The sequence below is a fragment of the Microbacterium sp. GW823-FHT02G05 genome (assembly GCF_058797175.1).
On the sequence record NZ_JBXAJK010000001.1, the window covers coordinates 128317 to 148673 of the forward strand.

General features: G+C 67.5%; 25 protein-coding genes. 10 read left to right on the forward strand and 15 right to left on the reverse strand.

From position 1 onward, the window contains the following. Positions 1 to 7 precede the first annotated feature (7 nt). Positions 8 to 895: a sigma-70 family RNA polymerase sigma factor gene (locus AC1REM_RS00605; RefSeq protein ID WP_492512829.1), complete on the forward strand. Its 888-nt coding sequence runs from the start codon at positions 8 to 10 to the stop codon at positions 893 to 895. A gap of 6 nt (positions 896 to 901) precedes the next feature. Here the strand turns inward: AC1REM_RS00605 and AC1REM_RS00610 are convergent, their stop codons facing one another. Next, on the reverse strand, positions 902 to 2128 hold the full coding sequence (locus AC1REM_RS00610; RefSeq protein ID WP_492512830.1) for an MFS transporter: 1227 nt from the start codon (positions 2126 to 2128) through the stop codon (positions 902 to 904). A 156-nt stretch (positions 2129 to 2284) separates the two neighbouring features. Here AC1REM_RS00610 and AC1REM_RS00615 point away from each other — a divergent pair, with 156 nt between their 5' ends. Next, complete coding sequence (locus AC1REM_RS00615) at positions 2285 to 2863, forward strand: helix-turn-helix domain-containing protein (protein WP_492512831.1); 579 nt, start codon at positions 2285 to 2287, stop codon at positions 2861 to 2863. On the opposite strand, the gene AC1REM_RS00620 is transcribed toward AC1REM_RS00615, so the two are convergent. The 4 genes from AC1REM_RS00620 to AC1REM_RS00635 form a co-directional block, all read right to left on the reverse strand. Then, positions 2840 to 4945 carry an MMPL family transporter gene (locus AC1REM_RS00620; protein ID WP_492512832.1) on the reverse strand — a complete coding sequence of 702 codons (2106 nt, stop codon included), beginning with the start codon at positions 4943 to 4945 and terminating at the stop codon, positions 2840 to 2842. The genes AC1REM_RS00615 and AC1REM_RS00620 overlap by 24 nt on opposite strands. A 110-nt stretch (positions 4946 to 5055) precedes the next feature. Then, positions 5056 to 5529 (reverse strand): DUF1990 domain-containing protein, encoded by a 474-nt coding sequence (locus tag AC1REM_RS00625; protein WP_492512833.1) that lies wholly within the window; start codon positions 5527 to 5529, stop codon positions 5056 to 5058. Next, the gene (locus tag AC1REM_RS00630) at positions 5526 to 5987 is read right to left on the reverse strand and encodes an SRPBCC family protein (RefSeq protein ID WP_492512834.1); all 462 of its coding nucleotides are present in this window, start codon (positions 5985 to 5987) and stop codon (positions 5526 to 5528) included. Before AC1REM_RS00630 ends, AC1REM_RS00625 begins: the two co-directional genes overlap by 4 nt. 19 nt (positions 5988 to 6006) lie before the next feature. Next, positions 6007 to 6552 (reverse strand): GNAT family N-acetyltransferase, encoded by a 546-nt coding sequence (locus AC1REM_RS00635; RefSeq protein WP_492512835.1) that lies wholly within the window; start codon positions 6550 to 6552, stop codon positions 6007 to 6009. 147 nt (positions 6553 to 6699) lie between these two features. Between AC1REM_RS00635 and AC1REM_RS00640 the strand changes: the two genes are divergently transcribed. Genes AC1REM_RS00640 through AC1REM_RS00650 form a run of 3 tightly spaced genes read left to right on the forward strand, consistent with a single transcriptional unit; the run spans position 6700 to position 8887 of the window. Next, positions 6700 to 7890 (forward strand): serine hydrolase domain-containing protein, encoded by a 1191-nt coding sequence (locus tag AC1REM_RS00640; protein WP_492512836.1) that lies wholly within the window; start codon positions 6700 to 6702, stop codon positions 7888 to 7890. A gap of 27 nt (positions 7891 to 7917) precedes the next feature. Beyond that, positions 7918 to 8457: a LytTR family DNA-binding domain-containing protein gene (locus AC1REM_RS00645; RefSeq protein WP_492512837.1), complete on the forward strand. Its 540-nt coding sequence runs from the start codon at positions 7918 to 7920 to the stop codon at positions 8455 to 8457. A 10-nt stretch (positions 8458 to 8467) separates the two neighbouring features. Continuing rightward, positions 8468 to 8887: a hypothetical protein gene (locus AC1REM_RS00650; RefSeq protein ID WP_492512838.1), complete on the forward strand. Its 420-nt coding sequence runs from the start codon at positions 8468 to 8470 to the stop codon at positions 8885 to 8887. Position 8888: 1 nt separating this feature from the next. Here the strand turns inward: AC1REM_RS00650 and AC1REM_RS00655 are convergent, their stop codons facing one another. Beyond that, positions 8889 to 9491 carry a response regulator gene (locus AC1REM_RS00655; protein WP_489967890.1) on the reverse strand — a complete coding sequence of 201 codons (603 nt, stop codon included), beginning with the start codon at positions 9489 to 9491 and terminating at the stop codon, positions 8889 to 8891. Continuing rightward, on the reverse strand, positions 9488 to 10735 hold the full coding sequence (locus tag AC1REM_RS00660; RefSeq protein ID WP_492512839.1) for a sensor histidine kinase: 1248 nt from the start codon (positions 10733 to 10735) through the stop codon (positions 9488 to 9490). The genes AC1REM_RS00655 and AC1REM_RS00660 overlap by 4 nt, the downstream gene beginning before the upstream one ends. Positions 10736 to 10903: 168 nt before the next feature. Between AC1REM_RS00660 and AC1REM_RS00665 the strand changes: the two genes are divergently transcribed. Then, entirely contained in the window at positions 10904 to 11458 is a 555-nt protein-coding gene (locus AC1REM_RS00665; protein WP_492512840.1) for a small multidrug efflux protein, read from the forward strand. A 101-nt stretch (positions 11459 to 11559) separates the two neighbouring features. Next, positions 11560 to 11931, forward strand: coding sequence for a hypothetical protein (locus AC1REM_RS00670; protein WP_492512841.1), 372 nt, complete (start codon positions 11560 to 11562; stop codon positions 11929 to 11931). Between the two features lie 3 nt (positions 11932 to 11934). Here the strand turns inward: AC1REM_RS00670 and AC1REM_RS00675 are convergent, their stop codons facing one another. Continuing rightward, positions 11935 to 12687: a metallophosphoesterase gene (locus tag AC1REM_RS00675; RefSeq protein ID WP_492512842.1), complete on the reverse strand. Its 753-nt coding sequence runs from the start codon at positions 12685 to 12687 to the stop codon at positions 11935 to 11937. 102 nt (positions 12688 to 12789) lie between these two features. Between AC1REM_RS00675 and AC1REM_RS00680 the strand changes: the two genes are divergently transcribed. Beyond that, the gene (locus tag AC1REM_RS00680; RefSeq protein ID WP_492512843.1) at positions 12790 to 13404 is read left to right on the forward strand and encodes a LysE family translocator; all 615 of its coding nucleotides are present in this window, start codon (positions 12790 to 12792) and stop codon (positions 13402 to 13404) included. Positions 13405 to 13417: 13 nt separating this feature from the next. On the opposite strand, the gene AC1REM_RS00685 is transcribed toward AC1REM_RS00680, so the two are convergent. Together AC1REM_RS00685 and AC1REM_RS00690 are read right to left on the reverse strand one after the other, a co-directional pair. Next, the gene (locus tag AC1REM_RS00685) at positions 13418 to 14254 is read right to left on the reverse strand and encodes a cytochrome c biogenesis CcdA family protein (RefSeq protein WP_492512844.1); all 837 of its coding nucleotides are present in this window, start codon (positions 14252 to 14254) and stop codon (positions 13418 to 13420) included. A gap of 4 nt (positions 14255 to 14258) precedes the next feature. Then, positions 14259 to 15011, reverse strand: a complete 753-nt coding sequence (locus AC1REM_RS00690) for a DsbA family protein (RefSeq protein ID WP_492512845.1) — start codon at positions 15009 to 15011, stop codon at positions 14259 to 14261. 85 nt (positions 15012 to 15096) lie between these two features. On the opposite strand from AC1REM_RS00690, the gene AC1REM_RS00695 reads away from it, so the two are divergent. Together AC1REM_RS00695 and AC1REM_RS00700 are read left to right on the forward strand one after the other, a co-directional pair. Then, entirely contained in the window at positions 15097 to 15777 is a 681-nt protein-coding gene (locus tag AC1REM_RS00695) for a GntR family transcriptional regulator (RefSeq protein ID WP_492512846.1), read from the forward strand. Positions 15778 to 15791: 14 nt separating this feature from the next. Beyond that, positions 15792 to 16286: a GNAT family N-acetyltransferase gene (locus tag AC1REM_RS00700; RefSeq protein ID WP_492512847.1), complete on the forward strand. Its 495-nt coding sequence runs from the start codon at positions 15792 to 15794 to the stop codon at positions 16284 to 16286. Here AC1REM_RS00700 and AC1REM_RS00705 read toward each other — a convergent pair. The 5 genes from AC1REM_RS00705 to AC1REM_RS00725 all read right to left on the reverse strand — a co-directional run bounded on the left by AC1REM_RS00705 (position 16279) and on the right by AC1REM_RS00725 (position 20309). Further along, positions 16279 to 17187 (reverse strand): phosphotransferase, encoded by a 909-nt coding sequence (locus AC1REM_RS00705; RefSeq protein WP_492512848.1) that lies wholly within the window; start codon positions 17185 to 17187, stop codon positions 16279 to 16281. The two genes, AC1REM_RS00700 and AC1REM_RS00705, sit on opposite strands and share 8 nt — an antisense overlap. A gap of 22 nt (positions 17188 to 17209) precedes the next feature. After that, the gene (locus AC1REM_RS00710) at positions 17210 to 18433 is read right to left on the reverse strand and encodes an alpha/beta fold hydrolase (protein WP_492512849.1); all 1224 of its coding nucleotides are present in this window, start codon (positions 18431 to 18433) and stop codon (positions 17210 to 17212) included. A gap of 84 nt (positions 18434 to 18517) precedes the next feature. After that, complete coding sequence (locus AC1REM_RS00715) at positions 18518 to 18724, reverse strand: CDGSH iron-sulfur domain-containing protein (RefSeq protein ID WP_492512850.1); 207 nt, start codon at positions 18722 to 18724, stop codon at positions 18518 to 18520. Then, complete coding sequence (locus AC1REM_RS00720; RefSeq protein WP_492512851.1) at positions 18721 to 19761, reverse strand: iron-containing redox enzyme family protein; 1041 nt, start codon at positions 19759 to 19761, stop codon at positions 18721 to 18723. The genes AC1REM_RS00715 and AC1REM_RS00720 overlap by 4 nt, the downstream gene beginning before the upstream one ends. A gap of 86 nt (positions 19762 to 19847) precedes the next feature. Then, on the reverse strand, positions 19848 to 20309 hold the full coding sequence (locus AC1REM_RS00725) for an NUDIX hydrolase (RefSeq protein WP_492512852.1): 462 nt from the start codon (positions 20307 to 20309) through the stop codon (positions 19848 to 19850). Between the last annotated feature and the right edge of the window lie 48 nt (positions 20310 to 20357).

Sequence of the window (20357 nt, forward strand, 5' to 3'; positions counted from 1 at the left end):
TGAAGGCATGACAACGGCGACGCCCGCGACCCTGGCCTGGCAGAGCGAGCGCGGACGTCTCATCGGGATCGCCTATCGGATGCTCGGAGACTTCGGCCACGCCGAGGACGTCGTCTCCGACGTCGCGATCGAGGCGGTACAGGCGGAGCGTGGCGCACCGCCGATCCGTTCGTGGCCGGCATGGCTGACAACGGTGTGTGTACGCCGCTCGATCGACCGGGTGCGGCAACTGGCGGCGAGCCGTGAGGAGTACCCCGGAACCTGGCTGCCGGAGCCCGTCGCGACCGCACTGCTCCCGGAGGATGCCGTCGCGAATCGCGAACTGCTGTCGCTGTCGCTGCTGCACCTCGCAGAGCAGCTGCCGCCCGAGGCGCGGGCGGCCCTGATCCTCTCGCGCGCCTTCGAGATGACGGCGCCGGAGATCGGCGAGGTCCTCGACAAGTCACCCGCCGCCGTGCGTCAACTCATCTCGCGTGCCGAGCGACGGTTGCAGATCGATCCGGATGCGGCGGCGCCGCGACCCGCGGATCGACCGGCACTCGAACGCCTCGTGACGGCCATCGCGAACGGCGATCTGGAGACGGTGATGTCCCTGTTCGCCCCCGACGCCGTGCTCTACTCCGACGGCGGCGGCAAGGTCCGCGCGGCGCGCAATCCGATCTACGGTGGAGCGAACATCGCGCGCTTCTACCTCGGGATCTTCGCGAAGACGGCCGCCGAGCACCCTGACGCCCCGATGCAGGTTGCGGTGTTCGAGGTGAATGACGCTTTCGTCATCGCCTTCGACTCCCCCGGCCGACGGGATGTGCTCGAGATCACCTATGACGACACAGGCCACGTGATCGAGGTTCACCAGATCTCGAACCCCGACAAGCTGACGCGCATGCCGTCCTGATCGAAGCTAGGAGTCTTCGGCGAGCGCCGAGCGATCCTCCGACGGAATCAGGGGGAATGCGGCGGCGGGCGCGAGCACGAGCAGAGTGAGCGCCCAGGGCGCGCCGACGAGCGTGATCAGCGCACCGAACGCCGGGCCGACAGCCGAAGCGAGAAGGAACTGCCCGGTGTTCTGCACGCCGAGCGCGCGTCCCGCCCAGCTGTGACCGGCGGCCTCGGCGACGGCCGTGAAGGCGATGCCGTTGTCGAGCACGCTCACGACGGTCGCGGCGACGAAGATGATCGCCGCGAGCGCGTCGATCCGCAGGAAGCCTGCGAGTCCGAGGGCGAGCATCGCGAAGCATCCGGCGATCGCGACCCAGCGCAGCACGCGCACGCGACTGCCGACGCGATCACTGACCCCGCCGATGACGATGCGGCTGATCGCTCCGACGAACTGGGCCGCGGCGATGAGCAGACCTGCGAGCGTCGCATCCCAACCGAGGTCGGTGACCAGCCAGACCACGCCGAAGATCGAGAGCGCGAACTGCGGGATCACGAGCAGTCCGGAGACGGCATGGATGCGCCAGAGGAAGCTGCTGCCACGGTAGGGGTTGACGGCGGCGACGGGCACCGAGCCTGCGACCGTGGCGATGTGCGGCGGATTGAGGATGATGATCGCACACACCGCCGCGAAGACACCGTTGAGCACCGCGGAGAGCAGGAGCGCTGCGGGCATGCCGTATCCGTCGAGCAGCAGGGGCACGAGGATCGCGGCCGCGGAGACTCCCAGCGGCTGCGACATCTGCCGAATGCCCATCGCGAATCCGCGGCGGTCACGGGGGAACCATCCGATCACGACGCGGCCGCTCGCCGCGTTCACACTGGCGGACGCCGCGCCTCCGAGGAAGAGGAAGAACCCGAGCTGCACCAGGTCGGTCGTCATCGCCGCACCGAGCGCCGGGAGCGCGGTGAGGGCGAGCCCGAGGGCGATCACGAGGCGTTCACCGAAGCGGTCGGCCAGCGCGCCCCAGAGCACCATCGTCAGGACGAGCCCGAGGGTGGGCGCCGCAGCGAGCATCCCGCCCTCGGCGAGGCTCACCCCGCGTTCGGTATGCAGATAGGGGATGAGGAAGGCCGGGGTGCTCACGAACAGAGTTCCGGATGCCTGCGCGAGCAGGCCCGCGATGAGCATGACCCATGCGCGTGCGGGCGGTGTCGCCTGTGCGCGGCGTACGGCGGTGAGCTGGGACATGAGACTCACAACGCTACTCGCGCGTGACAACCGCCCGAGACCATAAGTCGACATCGGCGCGCGAGAATGGTGGCGGGTCGCTGGCGGCATGCTGGCGGCGGAATGGCGGCGCCCTGGCGTGGTGCTGGCGGCAGAGGGGCGACGAGCATGAGAGCCATGAACACCACACGAATCATCGAACTCCGCCAGGCGCAGGGCTGGACCCAGGAGCGTCTCGCGAACGAAAGCGGCGTCGGGCTGCGCACGATCCAGCGCCTGGAGGCAGGGCAGGATGCGAGCCTGGAGACGCTGTCGCTCGTCGCCGACGCGCTACAGGTCGCGGTGCGCGAACTCTTCACCGTGATCGAGGACGAGGCGCTGAGCGCCCGCGTCGAATCGCTCCAGGTGCGTGCCGACGAACAGCAGGCCGCCCGCGATCGCATCACGCAGGCCTGGCGCTGGCTCTACTTCGGCATCGGCATCATCGCGACGCTGGTGAGCTTCACGTTCCCCCACGGAATCGTGCTGTTCCTGTCGTACTGGTCGGGTGGGTTCCTCATCCTGCTCGCCCTGCGCCGGCTCGTGATCGAGCCCCGTCTGGACGAGAAGTATCCGCTGTCGCGCGAGCGTCCGCGCACCCGCAAGGCGAAGCGGGCGGCGAACGAGCAGAAGGCGGATGCGTCGGCGCTGGACGCGGAGGCGGCGCACGACGAGCGCCGCCTCCGCGATGCCCTAGACGCGAACTCTCTCGCGTGACGCCTCGGCGGTGACGGCGGGCTCCGGAAGGTCACCAGCGGCCCGAGTGCCGACGCCGGGCCACCACATGCGGTCCCCGAGCAGCCCGAACAGCGCCGGCACGATCACTGTGCGCACGACCAGCGTGTCCACGATGACGCCGATGCCCACGATGAGGCCCAGCTGGCCGAGGGGCACCAGCGGAAGCACCCCGAGCGCGGCGAAGACGGCAGCCAGCACGATCCCCGCACTCGTGATCACGCCTCCGGTGTGCGCGACCGCCTCCACCATCCCCTCCCTGGTGCCCAGCGTGCGCGCCTCTGCTCGGGCACGGTGTACGAGGAAGATCGTGTAGTCGATGCCCAGTGCGACGAGGAAGAGGAAGGACAGCAACGGCACCTGCAGATCGAGCGCCGACTGATCGAACAGCACCCGGCTCAGCCACGCACCCGCGCCGATCGCCGCCAGGGCACTGATGATGTTCACCAGCAGCAAGAGCACGGGGGCGACGATCGAGCGCAGCAGGATCAGCAGAACGAGGAAGCTCACCGCCAGCACGAGTGGCGCGATCAGGAGCAGGTCGGCCTGATTCCCCGCACGGGCATCGAGGTCGGTCGCGACGGCGCCACCCACGAGCGCGTCCGCCCCGTCGATCTCGTGCACGGCATCGCGAAGATCCTCCACGAGGGCAAGGCTCTCGGATGTCCCCGGCGAGTACTCGCCGGTCACCATGATCGCCGCGAGCCCGTCAGCGCTGGTCTCGCCGGTCGAGTGCGCGCGCAGCACTCCTGGCACGCTGCGGACGACATCGATGACGTCGTCCGCAGCCGCTGCGGTGGCGACGACGAAGATCGGCTGCGCTTCACCCGCGGGGAAGTGCTCCGAGAGTGTCTGCAAGCCTGCCGCGGATTCGGACGGCACACGGAACTTCTCCACCTGGTCGAGCCCGACGGAGGTGCCGATCAGGCCGAGAGCCATGACGGAGAGCAGCGCAAGACCTGCGACCAGACTTCGGCGCGGTCGCTTCACCACATTCGCCGCGATCTTCTGCCAGATGCCCCCGGTTCGTGTGGGTGCATCGGGGCGTGGCACGAACGGCCAGAAGATCTTCCGTCCGCACACGGCCAGCAGCGGAGGCAGGATGAGCAGCACCGCCGCGAGCGCAATGAGCAGCCCGATCGCCGAGGTGATGCCCAAGCCCTGAGTGCCGGGGATCACTGCGAGAACAAGTGTCAGCAACGCCAGTACAACCGTGACGTTCGAGGCAAGAATCGCCGGTGCAGTCTTGCGCCAGGCGGCGCTCAGTGCGCCCCGATGATCCTGGTGCACGAGCAGCTCTTCGCGATATCGCGAGATGAGCAGAAGCGCGTAGTTCGTGCCGGCACCGAACACCAGCACGCTGATGATTCCGGCGTCGAACTGGAGGCTCCAGGCGGCTCCCGCCGCGGCGGTCGCCTTGCCCGCAAGCTGATCAGCGAATGCCACGACCACGAGCGGAACCAGCCAGAGCACGGGAGAGCGGTACGTGACGATCAACAGCACGGCGACGATCAGGATCGTCACCGCAAGGAGCGTGAAATCCGCGCCCTCGAACGCGGCCGCGACATCTGCGCCGAAGGCCGGCCCCCCGGTGACCTTGATCGTCAGCCCGGACGGTGTCATCCCGGCGACATCATCCCGAAGGGCGGCGACGACCTCCGCGGTTTCGCCGTTGCTCGCACCGGTGGTGATCGGTACGACAAGGAGTGCGGCTTCGCCGTCATCGCTCACGATTGGCCCGGAGATCTGCGACGCGGCAGAGGGATCCAGTGCCCCGGGGAGCGCAGCCAGGGCGGTCTGGTCATCGGCGCTCAACGCCGCCCCGTCTTCGCGCACGGCGACGAGCAGAACGGACTGGCGATCGGCATCGGGGAAGGTCTGCATGAGCGCGCTGACGCGAGCAGATTCGGAATCAGCCGGAGCAACGGCGTTAGCCGCGGGAGCATCTGCTCTGGCGAACAGCCCGAACAGCAGGACGAAGCCGAGCCCTATGCCCAGCGAGATCCACGCTCCGTGTCGAGAAGTGAGCCGATCGGAAAGGGTGCGCGCGCGCAGATGTGTCATGCTCCCCAGCCCAGCAGCGCACGCGGCCGCGGAGATCACCAGGAGGATGGAGCTTCCTCTCCACCTTTCGATCGAGACGCCGGCATCGGTGACCTCCGCCGCGCCGGGAACTACCGCAAGGCGCGCAGGTACCGCCGTCGTGCGAAAAGCTGTGCCACGCGCAGCGCCGGGTACAGCATCCTCCAGGGCTGGTGCGGTGCTGCCTGTGTGAGCGAGCGGATCGTGAGCACGACGGCGTCACCATCGCGGTGCACGATGAAGGCTTCTTCTCCGGAGACCGGGTGGCCGGGCAAGGTGCGGTACGCGAAACCCACGCGCTGCGCTGTCTGCACGACCGAGACGACCTCGACGGGCTCCTGGATCGTCAGCCACAGCAGGCGCGCCGTCACGATGAGCTGCTCCCCTGCCGCCACCGGGCCTTCCTCATCCACCCGGAATCCGCTGCGGGTCTTCACCTTCCAGCGCAGCACGTCGTGTGTGGCGCGATCCCAGACCTCGTCGCCGTGGCCGACGACGGCTGCGACCTCGGAACGCCGGAAGGCAGCATCCGCCGATGGCCAGACCGGAAGGTGCGGGAGCGTCACTCGTTGTTCCCGGAACCGCTCAGCGAATGGACGAGGTACCGGTTTCGCTGGCGGATCAGCCGTCGCAGGTACGGCACGAGGACGAGACGTTCTGCGACAGCGCCGAGGATCGGCGATGCGAGCGTGATGGTGTCAGTCATGACCGTCTCGTCACCGTCCCGGCTGAACTCGTGCAGATGATGGAAGCTCCGGAACGGCCCCGAGACCTGTTCATCGACGAAGCGGTGAGGGGCGTCGAGGCTCGTGATCTTAGACGTCATCCGGAACCAGATGCCGAAGTGCCGTGCCCGCCAGGTGACCGTCTCGCCGAGGCCGATCCGTCCGCTCGTGACGCCGGCGATCGCCCGCTCTCCTGACGTTGCCATCGACGCCTGGTGCGCATCGATGTCCAGCGACGCGTCGAACAGCCGCTCGACGGCGAGGCCTGTGCGCGTGACGAGAGTGAAGGTCGAGACCACGCCTCAATCCTGTCAGCGCTCAGCGCAGGGTCGCAGCGAGCTCGACTGCCGTGAGCGCGCGTTCTGCGAAGACGAGCCGGACCGCGTCGGGATCGGGATTGCCGACATCGGGACCCCGATGCACTTCGCGCATCCCCAGTCGTCGCGCGACACCGGCGGAGGCCTCGTTGTTGGCCAGCAGGTACGCGATGACCGGGAGGTCGGGGTGAACGCGCTGTGCCGCATCGATCGCCGCACGCGCGAGTTCTGTCGCATAGCCGTGGCCGTGATGCTCGGGAGAGAGTCGATAGCCGAGGTTCCACACGGCATCGTGAAGCACGGAGCATCCGCCATACCCGCGAAGAGCGCCATCCTCGCGCCCGCGCGCGACCCAGACTCCGAGCCCGTGCGCGTCCCACTGCTGCGTCCAGCGGTCCAGCATCGCTCTCGTCTGCTCGGTGTCGGTGTGGCGCAGCGAGGGGTAGTGCCGCCAGACCCGTTCATCGGAGCAGAGCGCGAACAGCTCGGACTCGTCATCCGGCAGGGGGCGGGTGAGCACAAGGCGCTCGGTCAGAAGCTGTTCCACCACGCCAATGTAGCCAGGGCGTCGGACGTTCACAGGTCGTAGGCGACCGCTCGGCGCCAATCCTCGACCTCCTGCCGCCGACGACTCCCGCGCCCGGCGACCCCGCCCGTAGCGTCACCGTGTTCGCAGATCACGAAGGAGATCGACATGAGAAGACGCGCAAAGATCGCGTGGGGAGTGACCGGAGGGGTGGTCGCTCTGGCACTGGCCGGGGTGGGCACGCTGATGTTCCTCAACCGACCGCTGAGCCCGGAGGAGTTCGATCAGGCCGTCGAGAAGCAGCTGCGCGCGGCGGTGGACGGCGAACCCACGCTGTCGAGCGCACTGTTCACGATCTACTCCGCGAAGAACGACCGGCTGCATGAGTTCGCTGTCGGCACGACACACGCAGACAGTGACGAGCCCGCGCAGATCGACAGCCGCTATCACTCGGCGAGCGTCGGCAAGACGATGCTCGCCACCGTCTACGGCCAGCTCGTCGACGAGGGCACGGTCTCGCTGGATGACCCCGTGTCCACCTGGCTCGACGACGCCAACCTTGGGGATCTCTTCGTCGTCGACGGCATCGACCATGCCGCGGAGGTCACGCTCGGTCAACTCCTCTCGCACACGTCCGGGGTCGCTGACTACTTCGAAGGACAAGTGGCCTCTGGGCAGCCGCTGCTCGCGCAGATCGCGGCGAACCCGGATCTCACGTTCACGCCGACCGATCTGCTCGCGTACTCCCGTGATCGCCAGCAGCCGGTGGGGGTTCCGGGTGCCCAGTTCGCCTACTCGGACACCGGCTACATCCTGCTCGGACTCGCGCTGGAGCAGATCGAGAAGAAGCCCTACGCGCAGATCCTCGATGACCGCCTCTTCACCCCACTCGGCATGACCGACAGCGATCTGATGACCGAGTTCGGCGCCTCGCCCGGCATCCTTTCGATCACGCTCGATGGCATCGATCTGAGCGACCGCAACGCCCTCTCGGTCGACTGGGCCGGCGGCGGCGTCGTGACCACGATGCGCGATCTGCTCACGTTCTCGCGTGCGCTGCACGAGGGCGAGCTCGTGAGTGAGGAGTCACTCGCGGCGATGACGAACTTCACCCACGAGATGGATTCGGGCATCCGCTACGGCCAGGGGATGATGCAGTTCCGCTTCTCCGAACTCTCACCGCTGCTGTTCTCGATGACGGACCTGCACGGCGCCGTCGGCGCGAGCGGCACTTTCGCCCTGTACGATCCGAGCAGCGAGAACTACTACATCGCCAACTTCGGCTCGCTCGACTACGCGCAGAAGGCGATCGAGCAGCTGGTCGAGATCCGACTGCTCTTCGATCGACTGCAGCCCTGATCGACCTCGACGGAATCGGAACCGCCCATGGTGCAGCTGGTCTGCTCCCCGCCTGTGCGCGAGAAGCTGCAGCGCGAGCTCGCTGCCGTCGGCATCGCCGTCGACGGCAGCGGCTGGGTGCTCGTGGAGAGCGGAATGGATGCCCCGGCGGGGCGCACCTGCATCGTCTTCGACCCGCTGGATTGGGCGGAGATCGTGCGAGTTCTCGCGACCGGCATCGCCGAGCGGACCACCCCGGGCCCGCGCATGGTCACCGGCCAGAAGGGAAACACCTTCGCGGTGCTGTCCCCCCGCGAGGTGCGCGTGGTCGAAGCATCCGCCGACGGCATCGTCGCCCACACCAATGCCGGCGCGTACCGCCTGCGCGAGACGCTGCAGCACTACGAAGCATCCTGGGCGGACCTGGGATTCCTGCGCGTCAACCGCTCGCAACTCGCGAATCTCGCGCACGTGCGCGAGATCGTGCCGTGGTTCAACTCGCGCTACGTGCTGCGGATGAGCGGCGGCGATGACATCGAAGTGTCCAAGATCTATGCGCGCCGCCTGCGCGCAGCGCTGAAGATGTGAAGGAGCAGCCATGAACCTCACGAACGTCGTCAGATCGCTCTTTCTGGGACTCGGAATCGGGATGCTGCTCCAGTTCTCGATCGTGGCCGAGGCGTCACTGCTCGATCGGGTGCTCACCGTGCTCGCCTCGGGTGCGCTCGGACTCGTGATCGGGTTCGTCACCGAGTGGCTCACATCGCTGCTGCCGCTGCGTCTCGCGCGCACGCGGACCTACTTCGTGCTCAACAACGCGATTGCGCTCGCGGTGACTCTCGTCGTGATGGGCGGGCTGGTGCTGGTGTTCGGGGAGCACGCCGACAGCACATGGGGATGGTGGCCGGTCGTGGGTGTCGTGCTCGCGATCGTCTGCGTCGCGAACATCGCCGAGTACCTGCTGTACCGGCGTACGCAGTCGCGGCTGCGGGAGCTTCAATCAGAGCTCGGCGAGTAGTTCAGATCCAGCCGCGTTCTTCCGCCAGCAGCACGGCCTGTTGCCGTGTGGCGACAGACAGCTTGCCGAGAATCGCCGAGATGTGGTTGCGCACGGTTCCCGGGGCGAGCAGCAGCGACCGGGCGATCTGTCCGGTCGTCTCCCCGCGCCGGCCCGCGCGCAGCACGTCGAGTTCGCGGTCCGTCAGCGGGCTTCGCTCGTCGCTCAGGGCATCCGCTGCGATCTCGGGGTCGACATAGCGACCGCCGGCAGCCACCCGTCGGATGATCGCCGCGACCTCATCCGCGCCCCGCGACTTCGGCAGGAAGCCCGCGACGCCGGCGCTGAGTGCGCGTCGCAGCACCCCCGGTCGCGCGTGCCGGGTGACGACGATGCAGCGGGTCGCGATGCTGCGATTGAGCTTCTCGGCGACCTCAACGCCGTCGAGGCCCGGCATCTCCAGATCGAGCAGACAGATGTCGGGCTGCAACCGCAGCGCGGCTTCGACCGCCTGCGTCCCGTCGGCGCATTCGGCGACCACATCGATGTCGCCCTCCAACCGCAGCAGGGCGGCCACGGCCGAGCGGATCATGCCTTCATCGTCAGCGAGCAGAACGCGGATCACGGTGCCTCCTTCGGGACGGAAGGGGGCAGAGCGGATGCCGCGGCACGCCCGGGAACCGTCACGATCACCGCGAACTCCTCGTCGCCACGACGCACCTCGAGCGTGCCTCCCGCTTCGCGCACGCGACGGCCGATCCCTTCGAGGCCCGAGCCGTCGGCGTCGGCCACGACACCGGGGACGACGTCGTTGGTGATCTCGTAGCGCCAGACGGCGTCTGCGCGCACGAGGGAGAGTCGGGCGTTCTTGCCTCCGCCGTGACGCAGGATGTTGGTCGTCGTCTCGCGGATCACGGGTCCGAGATCGGCACCGGGCGCGTCCGCAGCATCCGGGGCGATCGTGGTCGTGACATCGATCCCCGCCGCACGCAGCAGATCGCTGGCGTTGGCGATCTCGTCGGGCAGCGGCACAGAACGGAAACGCAACGCGAGGTCGCGGGTCCCCTGCCGCGCTTCGTCGACGCTGACGCGCGCTGCGCGCAGCTGTTCCAGCGCCGCATCCGGTTCACGAGACATCAAGCGCTCAGCGAGCTCCAGTTGCAGGGCGATGACCTGGAGATGGTGCCCCTGGAGGTCGTGCACGTCGGTCGCGACGCGCAGTCGCTCCTGGGTGGCGGCAAGTCGCGACTCGGAGATACGCGCCTGATTGAGCGCGCTCAGGACATCCCACCACCACAGCGTCGTCACCGTCATCACAGGCAGGACCGTGCAGTAGAAGGCCGTCAGACCGGCTGCCGGTCCGGTGTGAAGAACCACACTGCCCATGCGCGCGTCGATGATCCAGAGCGCGATCAGCGCGACGACGAGCCCGATCACGACCCGCGCACGAACGCCCCGTGGCCAATGCAGCAGCGTCACGCTCTGGGCCAGGGGGAAGACGCCGAGCAGCAGGCTCTCGGTCATGACGCCGAGAGTCGCACCGAACGCGACGGCGACGGCGAGAGGAACCAGCACTCTCATCCACTGCGCATCGGCCGCCGTCTCGCCGTACAGGCGATAGCGGATCAGCAGCGGCAGCGTCGATCCGAACCACAGCAGACCGCCAAGGAGAGCGGTGAGGACCACCGCAGTGCTCTCCCCCGCCGTGAACACTGCGCCGATGACGATCAGCACGAGCATCAGCTCGAGGAAGATCACACCGCCGACGGTGTACCACCAGGCGCCCGTGAGGCCACGCGCGAGGTGGCGGGCGCCGGGAGTTGCATGCGCCGAAAGACCGTCCGAATCGGCGGCGTTGAGAGTGTTCATCGGCTCCACGATACGACCATGACAGATGTCATGCCTCGCGCGTGCATTCCACCCGCAATGCGGTGACAGCCCGACACTTCTGCGGATCCGCGCAAGACGCTGAACTGGATTCATCAGCCGGACGACCGGCTCCCAGACGCACAGATCGCCCCTCACATCGGAGTCACCATGAACCTCATCGAAACCTTCCAGAACCTCGTCGCCCAGGTTCCCGAGCTCGTGCAGCCGCTCATCGTCGCGCTTGCCGCCGCGGTGCCGTTCATCGAAGGAGAGGGTGCCGCTGCGATCGGCATCGCCGGCGGAATCAACCCGATCGTTGCGGCGATCGCGGCGATCGCGGGCAACTTCCTGTGCGTCGCGTTCCTTGTGCTGGCCAGCTCCGGTGCGCGACAGGCGATCGTCACGAGCCGCACCCGCAAGCGCGAGCTCGCCCTCGCCGGCGGCAGCGAGACCGTCGTTGAAGACGCGGCTGTGGTCGAGTCGACTGACAGCGATCGGAAGGCGGCCCGCAAGGCGAAGTTCCAGCGCGCGCTCCTCAAGTACGGCGTCCCCGGCGTGAGCCTGCTCGGCCCGCTGCTGCTGCCGACGCAGTTCACCGCGACGATGCTCGCCGCCGCCGGAGTCACCAAGGCGCGCATCCTGTTCTGGCAGGCGCTCGCGATCGTGGGCTGGACCACGATCATCACCGTGCTCATCAGCGGCCTGGTGCACGCCGTCAGCTGACCTGTGACACGACACGACGCCCGTCATCGCGACCGATGGCGGGCGTCGTGTCGTGTGAGTTGTCCGGGCGGCGAACCGGGCGCGACGTCTAGAGTCGGGGCATGAGCGCGCCCCTCGTCGATGCCCCCAGGACGACACGCAGGTTCCCCGTGAACCGCCGCATGGTGCTGATCTTCGGCGTCATCGTGATCCCGTTCGCGCTGAGCGCGATCTTCAACAGCTACGGCCCACTCACGGAAGAGACCGCGCTGCGGATGGCGTTCGCCGGTGTCGCCGGACAGACGATCGCAATCCTGAGTGCGGTCGCGATCGTCGTCATGACCATTCGTCGCCGCCTGCTGGTTCAGCTTCCTGTGATGGCGTTGATCGCCGCGCTGGTGATTGCCGCAGCCATCGGCGCGATGACCACGCAGGGAACGCTGCTGGTACAGCGCCTCGACCGCGTCGCAGAAACGGCGCTGCTGAACGACTAGCGATCAGGCCAACTCGCTCGGACTCAGCGTGTGGAAGACGGTGCGGATGCTGCGTCCGACGACCGTGTGCAGTGCGAAGCCGGGCATGGCATCCGGGTCGGCGATCGGGTTGATGCGACCTCCGAGGCAGAGCGTGGAGACGATACCTGGTGCCCCGAGCACCGGCACTCCGGCGAATGTGGCGGTGAAGGCGGTGTGCACGTGACCGGAGAACACAGCGAGGACCGCAGGGGAATCCTGAATCAGCCTCGCGAGGTCGTCGGGGTTACGCAGCGGGTACGACTCGTCGACCACGCGGTGCCCGACGGGAACAGGCGGATGGTGCAGCATCAGGGCAACCGGGACGGATGCCTCCGCGATCGCGCGGCGCGCGTGCCCGAGGGTCTGAGCGTCCAGCATCCCGTCGTCTCGCTCATCGACATGAGAGTCGAGCGCGACGATCATGAGGCCGTCGAGGTGAAGCACATCGTCGAGCTGCGAGCGCATTCCCGCACGCGCCTTCGCCTTCTGCAACGGGGCGGTGAGGTCATGGTTTCCCGCGCAGACGAGCGCCGGAATCTCGGCCGGAAGCGCGGCGAAGAACTCCGTGTACTCCTCGGCTCGACCGTGGTCGGCCAGATCGCCACTCACGATGATCGCGTCCACTTCGGGCAGCTCGACGACGTGGCGCAGCACAGCCTCGAACCGCTCACGGCGTCGGGCAGATCCGTCGAGATGCGGGTCGCTGAGATGCGCGATCGTGAGGCTGCCGGTCATCTCGCGAGCGTAGCAATCACTCCCCGATGTCCTCGCCGCGCATCGACGGCGAGCGACGATACCGATACGATGCGGAACCACCGATCATCCGAAAGGCACCGCATGAGCATCGCATTCCTGCTGACGACTCTCGTGGTGGTCGCGACTCCAGGAACCGGAGCGGTCTACTCGATCGCCGCGGGACTCTCACGGGGGACCAAAGCCGGAATCATCGCCGCGCTCGGATGCACGCTCGGCGTGGTTCCCCACATGGTGGCCGCGATCACCGGACTGGCGGCGATCCTCAATGCCTCCGCGATCGCCTTCCAGACGATCAAGTGGCTGGGCGTCGCGTATCTCGTCTACCTCGCGTGGCAGACGCTACGGGACCGTTCGCTGATCGATGTCGAGAAGTCTCCCGCTCCGGTGTCCTTCTGGCGGACCATCCGCACAGCGGTGCTCATCAACCTGCTGAACCCGAAGCTCACGATCTTCTTCCTCGCATTCCTGCCGCAGTTCGTTCCCGCAGGCAGCGCCAACAGCACAGGGCATATGGTCATGCTGAGCCTGGTCTTCATGGCTTTGACGTTCGTCGTCTTCGCGATCTACGGCGTCTTCGCAGCCACCATGCGCACACAGGTCATCAGTCGACCGCGCGTGATGACGTGGCTGCGGCGCACGTTCGCCGCCACCTACGTGCTGCTCGCCGGACGACTCGCCTTCGAATCGCGCGGCTAGGCCGCCCGGGGCATCACTCCGGAGCGCTGCCCGATACCGATGCATCCGCCCGCGTGCGCAGCATCCGGCTGACACCCCACGCGCCTGCCGCGATCGCCAGCACCACAATCAGGACGACATAGTCGGGCACACTGCGGGTCGCCTCGTACGCCCAGCCTTCGACCTTGACCTGCTGCGAGGCCGACAGCAACCCGCCGAGCGATGACGTGCCGCTCGTGACAAGCAGGAAGACGCCCAAGATCACCGTGAGCGCCCCGCCGACGATGCCGGTCCACGTGTTGCGCCAGCGCCCGATCCGCACCTCGCGCGGACGCACGAGCCGTCGGGCGATCGGCAGGCGCCCCCACACGAGGGCGAGGACGAGCAGCGGCAATGCCATGCCCGCAGCGAAGAAGAGCAGCGTGATCCCGCCCAGGATCGCGTTCCCACTGACCGCGGCGACGGTGAGCACCGCACCGAGGAGCGGACCCGCGCAGACACCGGCCAGGCCGTAGACCGTGCCGAGCGCGTACACCGAGACCGGCGTCGTGCTCTGCAGTCCCGCCCCGGATCGCAAGAATGGCAACGGGATATTGAGCAGCATGAGAAGTCCGAGAACGATCACGATCACCGAGGCGATGGTCACGAACGTGAAGCGGTGCTCGTTCACGAACGCACCAAGTGTGCCCGCGAGCACGCCGAGCGGCACAAGCGTCGTGATGAGCCCGAGGTAGAAGAGCCCCGTGCGGGCGATGAGTGTGCCGGGACTCGTGAACGCGTACGAGAAGAACGCAGGCAGCAGCATCACCGAACAGGGGCTGAGCAGGGTGAGGATGCCTCCGGCGAGTGCTCCGAGTAGGCCGATCTCCATCGGATCAGCCCTTGCTGCCGACCGCGTTGTCGAGGAAGTCGCGGAAGATCGCGAGCGGCTGCGCGCCCGAGAGCGCTGTGCCGTCGGCGACGAAGAACGGGACAGCACTCACGCCGAGCCGCTGCGCCTCGGCCGTGCTGGCCTGGACCGCGGTCCGCAGCGCCGGGTCGTCGAGGTCGGCGGTGAACTTCGCGACGTCGGGGATGCCGACCTCCTCCGCGAAAGCGATCAGCTTCTCGCGAGGGAGCTCCGCATGACCGGTGCCCGGCGCCGCCCCGAAGACCGCGTCGAGGTACTCGAAGTACATGTTCTGCGCGGCTGCCGCGCGTGCAGCGACGGCCGCCGTCTCGGACTCCTCACCGAAGAAGGACACGTCGTTGAGCTCGAGGCGCACCTTGCCGCTGTCGACGTACTCCTGGATCACGGTGGGAAGGGTGTCGCGGTGGACGGCGGCGCAGAACGGGCAGCGCATGTCGGTCCACTGCACGAGCACGACAGGAGCATCCACGTCACCGATCGCCATGGGGTCGTCCGCGTCGCGGCGGATGTACGGCGCGTCCTGCGCGGCATCCGCCGGACTCTCGGTCGCCGCAGGCTTGTCCGCCAGCGGAGCCTTCTCCTGGCCCGATCCAGTGAGCTGCGCGATCACGACCATGGCGAGGAAGGCCACCAGCAGCGCCAGCCCGATCGTCAGGCGTCGGTAGAAAGTGACCTTCGACTGGAGTTCCTTGAGACCGGGCTCTGCGGGAGTGCTCATGAATCTAGGATACAAGTGGCATTCTAGGAGCGCCCTACACGCGCGACTTGTATCCTTGTCCCCTCTCACCCGGCGGAGGCGAATCGTGCACGACGCAGACTCCAGCGCATCAGCGCGGGCGTATCGCAGCATCCGAGATGCGATCCTCGACGGCTCGTACCCACCCGGCGACATGCTCGGCGAATCCTCTCTCGCCACCTCGCTCGAGATGAGCCGCACTCCCGTGCGCGCCGCGCTCGCGCGGCTGCAGGACGAGGGCTGGATCGTCATCTATCCGAAGCGCGGCGCGGTCGTGCAGGGACTCAGCGAGCGCACGATCGCCGAACTCGACGACGCACGCCTCATCCTCGAATCCACCGCCGTCGGTCGCGCCCCGCAGCTTCTGCGCGAGCGACTCGCCGACCGGCTGACGGAATCGGTCGACGCGCAACGCGCTGCCTTTGCGCGCGGTGATGTGCGCGAGTTCGTCGAGCTGACGATGGGGTTCCACCGCGGATTCGTCGAGGCCGGCGGCAACAGCGTGCTGCTGGAGCTCTATGATCGCCTCGCCGACCGGCAGCGTTTCGTGCTCTTCGATGCCGGGAACCGGCTGCTCGATCGCTGCGCGGAGATCATTCAGGAGCACCTGGCGCTCACCGACCTCCTGCGCGCCGGCGACGCCATCAGCTTCTCCGCAGCGCTTCGCACGCACATCTCAGAGGTCGCAGCCCCGGCAACACCGGTGCACGAGTTCGACGGTGTGACCACGTTTCCGCCCCTGGCCTGAACGAAGGAGAGACAATGCCGAACATCCATGACTCCGACGGAACCTCAGATGTCCCGATCGTCGTTCGCCCCATCATGCAGGCGGATGCGGGCCAGGTACTGACGATCCAACGCGCGGCCTTCGTGTCCGAAGCGCTCATCTACGGCGACCCGAACCAGCCGGCCCTCACTCAGACGCTCGAACAGCTGGAAGCGGAGCTCCGAGACGCGAAGGGTTTCGTCGCCGTGCAGGGCGAGCGCGTCGTCGGGGCCGTCCGTGCACGCGAGAACGAGGGGACGCTGCAGATCGGACGCGTCGCGGTCGCCCCCGACCTGCAGGGCGAGGGTATCGGCCGCAGGCTCCTGGACGCGATCGAGAACGACACGGACTGCAGCGAGGCAGAGCTGTTCACCGGCAGCCTCAGCGAGGCGAACATCGAGCTCTACAAGGACTGCGGGTATCGCGAGGCGGAGCGCATCGAGCAGGGCGACGGCACTGCGCAGGTTTTCATGCGCAAACGGCTCACGTAGCGAGCCGCGTGATCCACTCCACGGAGGTGATCGCTTCGCGGCGCTGAAACTCGCGGAGCGTCGTCATCCCGGGAGGCGCCGGCCAGCGACACTTCTCGAACCAGGCTCCGGAGATCGCCGACAGCAGCGAGATCTGATCCTCCGTGCGGGCCCCGGCGAACACGGGGTGGTCGAGAAACGGGGTGACATCGGCGGCAGCATCCGCCACCTGCACGTCGAGCAGGTAAAGAAAGGCATCCACCCAGCCCGCACCCCTGCATGCCCAGGGCCAGTCGAGCAGGTGGGCGTGACCCGCCGCATCGATGAGCATGTTGTCGGCACGGAGGTCACCGTGGATCAGTCGATCGCCGGCGACCGCGGATGCGACGCGCTCCCCCGCGGCCCGGAGAAAGGCGAAGTTGTCCTGACACCAGGGCGTCGTGGTGCCCAGAAGTCCATCCGCCTCGAGGCGCCCCCAGGAGAGCGCATCCTCCGCGAGCTCGTCTCCGAGTGACGGAAGATCGGCATCGGTCGATGAGGCGGTCAGCGCCGCGAGGGCATCGAGAACATGCCGGGTGTCGTCGGCAGAGGAGCTGTGCGGATGCCTCCCCTCGACGTCCTCGATGACGAGAACGGTCCACTCATCCTGCGTGAATGCGTCAACGAGGTGGGCGGCGGGGAGGTCGCGCGGGATCGCCCGAAGCACCGCAGCCTCGCGCTGGTAGAGCTCGAACGTCCCCTCGGCGCTGGCCGGTACGGCTTTGACGAAGAGCCGTTGTTCGTCGATGAACGACACACGAGACGCTACGCCCGCCGAGAACCCTCCGCTCTGCGTCGCGGCTTCGTGAACCGGGGCTCCGGCGACCTGCTCGACGCGCTCGCGGATGTCGGAGGGAAGTTCTGCGAAGTCGAGGCGTGCCATCGAACGAGCCTATCCGCGCACGTCAGACCCCCTGCGCATCCAGCCACTCCTCCAGCGCGACGAGTGCCAGATACGCGACAGTCCCGTGGTCGGCGATCGCAATCGGGTGGTAAGTCACATCCATCCCGTGCTCTCGCTGAGCTTGCGCGAATTGTTTCGTGCTGTCAGGGACCACGAGCTGATCCTTCAACCCCTGGGCGACGAAGAGCGGGGCGTCGAAGGTCAGTGCACCTGCCGAGTTCTCTCGCAGCAGCGTCGCCCACGGTTCTGTCGTCGTCGGGTCGGAGAGGAAGAACTTTCCCACGACGGGCTCGGCGATCTTGTGCAGCTCGTCCAGGTCGCTGAGCAGACAGAGCGCGTTCATCTCAGGAAGGATCTCGCGCGCCGCAGGCGTGAGGATCGTGTCGAGATCGGCGCCCCGATCACGGTAGACGTCGGCGTACGACCGGAACGCATACGATCCGATCGTCGCCCCCGACACGTCATCGAGATGCGCCTGCATGAGCGAGCCCAACTCCGCAGCCGGCGCCGCCACAGCCACCGCCTGGATGCGCAGCTCCGGCGCGTAGGTCGGGGCATACTCGGCGGCGAAGAGCGCCGCTTGACCACCCTGGGAGTGTCCCCAGAGGACAACGGATGCTCCCGCATTCGCTTCCTCGATCGCCCGCGCCGCCCGCACCGCGTCGAGCATGCTGTGCGCGGCCGTGTCTCCGACGAGATACGAATCGGGCCCGGCCACGCCCATGCCGACATAGTCGGTCGCGACCACTGTGTAGCCGCGATCCAGCAGCATCCGGAGCCCCTCGATATCGAGGAACGGATCGAAACCGCGCGACGGGGCACAATCGCGGGCCGAGCCGGTCGTCGGATGGCCCCAGGCGAGCACCGTGCGCCCGCCATCGGGGACGTCGCCGTTCGGGGTGGTCACGACGCCGCTCGCGAGCTGCGGAGCACCGTTCACATCGGTCGTGCGATAGAGAATGCGCCACGCCAGGGCGTCGAACGGATGCCCGTGCAGCGGCTCGATCCGAACGATCGACCCGGGCTCGCCGGCGATCTCGGCCGGTGCGTCGTAGAACTCGGCGAGCGCCTTCTGATCCAGCTGATCGCCGAACAGTCGGGGTCCGAAAGCGACCGCGAGGATGCCGATGAGAGCGATCAACGCGCACGCGATGATGAGGAACGTCCGGCGAAGCCGTGGATGCGCGCGGGCCTTCTGCCCGGCACCCTCCGCCGTTTCGTTCATCGCACTGGCCCTGGCGAGATCAGCCTCGCATTCGCGGTCATGGCGCTTAACGTACGCAGTTCTGCGACGATGCAACAGATCCGGTCAGTCCTCGGTGCGGAACCCGGATGCCTTGTGCGTGCCATCGCAGAACGGCTTGATCGCAGACAGTCCGCAGCGGCACAGCGCGAGCGTCTTCCTGTGACGTTCGATCGGCTCGCCATCCGCCGTCTGCAGCCGCACGTCACCCCGGACGATCAGCGGCCCGTCGGGGTACGCGGTGACCGTCGCGGGTTCGCGTCGCGCGCTCACTGCGCCGATCCTTCTCGCAGCGACGAGGTTCCCTGCTGCCACGCGGTGAGGATGTGCTCTCCGACCGCGCCGTCGATCGTCAGACAGGCTGCAGCACCGAACAGGATGTCGGTGAGCAGATCAGGGCGTTCCTCGGCCAAGGCACCGGCGAGGTCCCGTGCGGCGATCTGCTCGTGCACCGCATCCGCCTCGACATGCTCGTCGAAGTAGTCGGTGACATCCTCACCGAAGCCGAGGCGCCGCAGACCGTCGCCGTACAGCTTGTTCGGAATCGAGGAGGTCATCTCGAACGCGGCGAGGTGGCCGACGATCGCCCCGATCAGCCGCCGGTTCAACCCGAACATCGACATCATGTTGTGCGAGGCGAGCGTGACGGCAGGCACATCGTCGATGTACGCACCATAGGTGTCATCGAGGCCGGCACCGCGAACCGCCTTCGCGAAGATCTCCGCGTGCACGCGCTCCGGGCGCCCTCCGCCGTACTCATCCGCCTGGATCTCGACCAGCGCCGCCTTCGGCCTGCCGGTCAGGCGCGGGATGGCCCAGGAGTGCGGATCCGCCTCCCGGAGCGTGTAGATCGAGCGGTGGATGAAGAACTCCCGCGCCTGCTCAGGCGTCGCCTTCCTCGCGAGGTAGCGAGAGAGACTCGGCCCCGCGTCATCGGCGACAAGGGCGAACAGCGCCCTCGCGACAGCATCGTCCGTCGGCTCGGGAAGCTCGGGCAGGGCAACCGCCGCCCGCAGATCGCGCTCGAACTCGCCCTCCAACCTCTGCCGCGCGCGGATGAGGTCCGGGTCCCACTCCCTCCTCGCGTCGAGTCCAGGCAACGAGCCGTACGCCGACGCGTAGAGCAGGAACAGCGCGAGCTGGATGTCGTCGTCGTGGAGGATGTCGGTGCTGCGCTCCAGCGCTTCCTCGACGACGCCGCCCAGTGCGGCCCGGGCATCCGAGGTGAGTCCGTGGAGGACGCTCTCGCTGAGCAGGCCACGCGGCGAGCAGGGAACAGAGGTGGGATGGGCCAGGGCGATGTAGGTCATGAGGCACGCTCCGTAGATGGACGAGACCTCAGTCTCTCCGCGCAGCGCGGGGCGCGCGAGGGTCTTGACCGGGCGAGCCTGCGGCGCTACGGCGCGAGCTGCGCTCCCGCTGTGGTGTAGAGCTCCATCACGCCCGCCGGATAGAGCGGAAGCGCCTCATCGGCATCTGCGAACGACCGCCACACAACAGGAACGACCGCACCATTGCTCTCGGTGAGCGTCGCGCCAGCAGCCGCAGGTTCGGGATCGAGGCGTCCGGTGTAGACGAAGACGATCTCGTGACCGGCCTCGCCCTCGTACTGGAAGATGTTCTCGACGACGCCGAGGTAGCGCAGGTTGCTGATCGTCGCCGAGAGTTCCTCCGCCACCTCACGTTCGATGGCCGCGCGATGGGTCTCGCCGTGTTCGACACTGCCGCCGATGAGGCGGTGGAATCCGTTCGGGTTCTCGGCCGTGGGGACGTTGAGACTCACCGCGTGCGCGGTGCCGTCGGCGTTCGGGGCGATGAGCATCGCTTTGACACGGATTCGGCTTCGATCGATCGACACCCGGATACGCTACTCGACCGGCCCTCCGCAACGATGCGCCGGCACAGC

Excerpts from the sequence above, each read along its gene's own strand:
- AC1REM_RS00605 (WP_492512829.1), top strand. The coding sequence starts at position 8 with ATGACAACGGCGACGCCCGCGACCCTGGCCTGGCAGAGCGAGCGCGGA.
- AC1REM_RS00610 (WP_492512830.1), bottom strand. The coding sequence starts at position 2,128 with ATGTCCCAGCTCACCGCCGTACGCCGCGCACAGGCGACACCGCCCGCA.
- AC1REM_RS00615 (WP_492512831.1), top strand. The coding sequence starts at position 2,285 with ATGAACACCACACGAATCATCGAACTCCGCCAGGCGCAGGGCTGGACC.
- AC1REM_RS00620 (WP_492512832.1), bottom strand. The coding sequence starts at position 4,945 with ATGACACATCTGCGCGCGCGCACCCTTTCCGATCGGCTCACTTCTCGA.
- AC1REM_RS00640 (WP_492512836.1), top strand. The coding sequence starts at position 6,700 with ATGAGAAGACGCGCAAAGATCGCGTGGGGAGTGACCGGAGGGGTGGTC.
- AC1REM_RS00645 (WP_492512837.1), top strand. The coding sequence starts at position 7,918 with ATGGTGCAGCTGGTCTGCTCCCCGCCTGTGCGCGAGAAGCTGCAGCGC.
- AC1REM_RS00650 (WP_492512838.1), top strand. The coding sequence starts at position 8,468 with ATGAACCTCACGAACGTCGTCAGATCGCTCTTTCTGGGACTCGGAATC.
- AC1REM_RS00660 (WP_492512839.1), bottom strand. The coding sequence starts at position 10,735 with ATGAACACTCTCAACGCCGCCGATTCGGACGGTCTTTCGGCGCATGCA.
- AC1REM_RS00665 (WP_492512840.1), top strand. The coding sequence starts at position 10,904 with ATGAACCTCATCGAAACCTTCCAGAACCTCGTCGCCCAGGTTCCCGAG.
- AC1REM_RS00670 (WP_492512841.1), top strand. The coding sequence starts at position 11,560 with ATGAGCGCGCCCCTCGTCGATGCCCCCAGGACGACACGCAGGTTCCCC.
- AC1REM_RS00675 (WP_492512842.1), bottom strand. The coding sequence starts at position 12,687 with ATGACCGGCAGCCTCACGATCGCGCATCTCAGCGACCCGCATCTCGAC.
- AC1REM_RS00680 (WP_492512843.1), top strand. The coding sequence starts at position 12,790 with ATGAGCATCGCATTCCTGCTGACGACTCTCGTGGTGGTCGCGACTCCA.
- AC1REM_RS00685 (WP_492512844.1), bottom strand. The coding sequence starts at position 14,254 with ATGGAGATCGGCCTACTCGGAGCACTCGCCGGAGGCATCCTCACCCTG.
- AC1REM_RS00690 (WP_492512845.1), bottom strand. The coding sequence starts at position 15,011 with ATGAGCACTCCCGCAGAGCCCGGTCTCAAGGAACTCCAGTCGAAGGTC.
- AC1REM_RS00700 (WP_492512847.1), top strand. The coding sequence starts at position 15,792 with ATGCCGAACATCCATGACTCCGACGGAACCTCAGATGTCCCGATCGTC.
- AC1REM_RS00705 (WP_492512848.1), bottom strand. The coding sequence starts at position 17,187 with ATGGCACGCCTCGACTTCGCAGAACTTCCCTCCGACATCCGCGAGCGC.
- AC1REM_RS00710 (WP_492512849.1), bottom strand. The coding sequence starts at position 18,433 with ATGAACGAAACGGCGGAGGGTGCCGGGCAGAAGGCCCGCGCGCATCCA.
- AC1REM_RS00720 (WP_492512851.1), bottom strand. The coding sequence starts at position 19,761 with ATGACCTACATCGCCCTGGCCCATCCCACCTCTGTTCCCTGCTCGCCG.